Consider the following 3,140-nt stretch of genomic DNA (forward strand, 5'->3'; position numbering starts at 1 on the left):
TTAGTAGAAGAATCTTGAAAAGTATCGACTTTGTGATTATCAACATCATCATGAATATGAGCTATATTTTTATTATCATAAAGATTTTCATGTAAAATATTTTTTAATCATTCATACCTCCCAGTTAAATCAATATCTTCATGAGCACTATCATAATTATTAAAATAATCATTAAAATGTTCCCTTGGATTATTTCCCCATACAGTTATTGTACCTAGGTGTGTCACATCATCCATAAACTAACTTCCTTATTAGTTATCAATAAAAAATAGAATAAAGAAATTAGAATTTAATATTTTTATAGTCAACTAACCGTTCTTATTAATAAAGATTCGGTTATTTAAAATTAAATATGTATTACTTGAAAAGTGATTAATATTGATTTTAATAAATAATAGAACAGAGCCATGTGACTGACTGTTTATATTCACAAAAACAAAAAAAGCCAATGTGTTTCCACATTGGCTTCAATTCGCTTTGGCGATAAACAGCATACTAGAGATACTGTTTATCTGTGCGATTAAAGAAAATTATTTTTTCTTTTTCGCTTTTGCGTTTGGTAAATCAGTAATGCTACCTTCGTAAATCTCAGCAGCCATACTGAATATTGCCTAAGGTAGCAATTACACACTCACGCACCAAACTGGACAGTTAATCACCCAATTAGCCAACAGCGAGTAAGACCATTAATTCAATAAAAGTTTATTGTTTCTTTAATGTATCTCTGGCTTCAATTAATATTGAAATTAGATCATCTAAAGGCATTTTCGCTGTAAAACCGCGGGATAGATCTGAACCAAATAGTTCAACTTCTAAATTGTCTACACCTTTATCTTGATTAATTTCTGCAACCCGCCCCCAATTTAATTGAACTTCTAACGTTAGATTCTCATATTCCATTGGACTTGAAAAAAATAGTTCTAATTTATTATCTTTCATTTTATTGCCTTCTTTGGATCTAACACAGTATTAAATGAGTCATCCGTATTATATCTAATGCCTTTACGATTAGGTAAACGGTATTCGACGCCACCACGTGAGAGATCAGTTTTAACAGTTCCTTTGTTATTCAATACTGATACACTATTAAAGCTTTATAGATCTTTATATCTATCAGGAAGATATTCTGGATTTCCAACCATTTTGATTAATCTAATAAGTTCTTCTCGGTAAAATGATAATTCTTCCCCATTTTCACAACCCGTGATTTTGAGTATTTCTGCATCAGAGCAATTAGCTAATACATAATCAATACACCCTTCGTAAACCATTAACTCCCCCTCTGAAGCTCTCACATCATATAGAGTTACACTTGCAATACATTTTTTTTGTAATAAATCCATACCATCACCATTTAATATAATCAGAGAATTTTTCTTTAAAGTCATCTAATTGCTCATTAGAAGGTCGCTGCCATTCACCTTTTTTGATTCTGTTGTCTGTATTCGCTTTCGGATTATAAAAAGAAGTGACAACCTCTCCATCAGACTCAATTATATGAACTTTTCTACCAGAACCTTTAACAATCCAACGACCATCTTCTTGAACTAAAATATCTGAAGGTCTAGATTTTTGAACATCATTAATGACTGAACTGACTGGACACCATGCTCTCACAGCTGAGAATAAGCACGATTGTAGTGTAAAAACACTGACGGCTAAAGAAGCAGTGGTCAAAACCAGAAAGTATACAATGGGTTCCCCCCAACCGAGGTAAACCAAACCCCAGCCCACAACTCACGTTAAGCGGCAAGTGATTGAGTGAGTTTGGGTTTAAGGTGAGTAACCACATACCCTCACTCGCCAAGCCGGACAGTTGATCATCCAGTTGGCTGAGAGCGAGTAAAATGATTGAGGTAAGAGACTAAAATTTGTTGGCATAGTGGCTCTTTAAAGAGCCACTATGCCATTATTTTTTATAGATCTTTGTACCTATCAGGAAGGTATCTTCTATGTTCCATTGATTTCATTAAATTTTTTAGATCTGTCAAGTAATGTGATAACTCTTGTTTATTTGAACATTCCGTTTTTTCATATATTTGCTCATCAGATAAATGAGTTAAAACGTAATTTAAGCAATCTGTATAAATTACAACTTCCGATTCAGATAAACGAATATCAAATAAAGTTACATCTGCTTCTGGTATGTAATTAATTTTTAGTGTATCCATCCTACCACCTCACATAATCAGAAAATTTTTCTTTAAATTCATCTAGTTTTTCATTGCTAGGTCTATTCCATCGCCCATCTCTAGTACGTTGAGCCGTATTTTTATCACTATTTTTAAATGATGAGACCACTTCTCCATCAGGCTCAATTAGATGTATTCTTCCGCCATTACCTTTTACAACCCAACGACCATCATCTTGTATTAAGATATCTGAAGGCCGCGATTTTTGAACATCATTAATGACTGAACTGACTGGACGCCCCTCTTTATTTCTGATTCCCGCATGTTCACCTTGTGTAATCTTGTCTAAATAGGCGAGGTTATCTATAGATAGAGTATCAAGAATAGATGTTCCAGGCAGTTTTTCGATCGGTTCTGGAAGCTGGTTTCCACCCGTGTCAATTTTTCCTTGTTCGGGTATTTGGTTTCCGCTTGTATCTATCCGGCCTTGCTCAGGTATTTGGTCACCACCAGTATGAGGTTTCCCAACATTTGGATTTTTTGCTGCTTTATCTATATCATTTGAGCAACTCATACCAAAAGAGCAATCAAACGTTTCCGCTAGGCCATCGCGAATATTGCCTAATGTTTTTTCGATACCTTTTACAATATTGCTATTTGCTGTTTGTGTTACTTGTGAATTTGAACCAACGCCATGAGGTAATGTAGGAACATTCGGTGTGGGAACAGCAAATACACTACTTTGGGCTATTTTCAGCTTATTTAATTCATTTACATTAAACTGAATTTTATCCGTGATACTTTTATGTTGTCTCTTAATTTCGAGCAATTGATTTCTAGCATCACGGTCAGCTCGCTTATTAACCGCATCTATATATAGATCTAGATTATCAAAAGGAAACCTCGGTATACCCGGTATATTATCGTCAAAATCCTCTGCGAGGAGCCTGTCTCTATCTTCAATTGTGCGAAATTTAAAGGTTGCTAAAATTTTTAATTTTGAGGAGT

At 34.3% G+C, this 3,140-nt stretch carries 6 protein-coding genes and 1 pseudogene; all 7 read right to left on the reverse strand.

Annotated elements, in window-relative coordinates:
* Positions 1–107: 107 nt before the first annotated feature.
* A complete protein-coding gene (locus PSF27_RS21030; protein ID WP_272681151.1) occupies positions 108–236 on the reverse strand; it encodes a hypothetical protein in 129 nt (42 codons plus the stop codon).
* Between the two features lie 294 nt (positions 237–530).
* Positions 531–599, reverse strand: a pseudogene (locus tag PSF27_RS21205) (dihydrolipoamide dehydrogenase); the annotation flags it as partial.
* A 103-nt stretch (positions 600–702) separates the two neighbouring features.
* Positions 703–939 (reverse strand): hypothetical protein, encoded by a 237-nt coding sequence (locus PSF27_RS06770; RefSeq protein ID WP_206082674.1) that lies wholly within the window; start codon positions 937–939, stop codon positions 703–705.
* Positions 940–1,094: 155 nt separating this feature from the next.
* Positions 1,095–1,343 (reverse strand): hypothetical protein, encoded by a 249-nt coding sequence (locus PSF27_RS06775; protein ID WP_272681152.1) that lies wholly within the window; start codon positions 1,341–1,343, stop codon positions 1,095–1,097.
* Positions 1,344–1,347: 4 nt separating this feature from the next.
* A complete protein-coding gene (locus PSF27_RS21035) occupies positions 1,348–1,722 on the reverse strand; it encodes a hypothetical protein (protein ID WP_272574471.1) in 375 nt (124 codons plus the stop codon).
* Positions 1,723–1,916: 194 nt separating this feature from the next.
* Complete coding sequence (locus PSF27_RS06785; protein ID WP_272539992.1) at positions 1,917–2,171, reverse strand: hypothetical protein; 255 nt, start codon at positions 2,169–2,171, stop codon at positions 1,917–1,919.
* A 1-nt stretch (position 2,172) separates the two neighbouring features.
* A partial coding sequence (locus tag PSF27_RS06790) for a hypothetical protein (RefSeq protein ID WP_272681153.1) occupies positions 2,173–3,140 on the reverse strand: 968 nt, incomplete at its 5' end.

It is taken from the genome of Providencia sp. PROV129, from assembly GCF_028482245.1.
In the GTDB taxonomy this organism is placed as follows: domain Bacteria; phylum Pseudomonadota; class Gammaproteobacteria; order Enterobacterales; family Enterobacteriaceae; genus Providencia; species Providencia vermicola.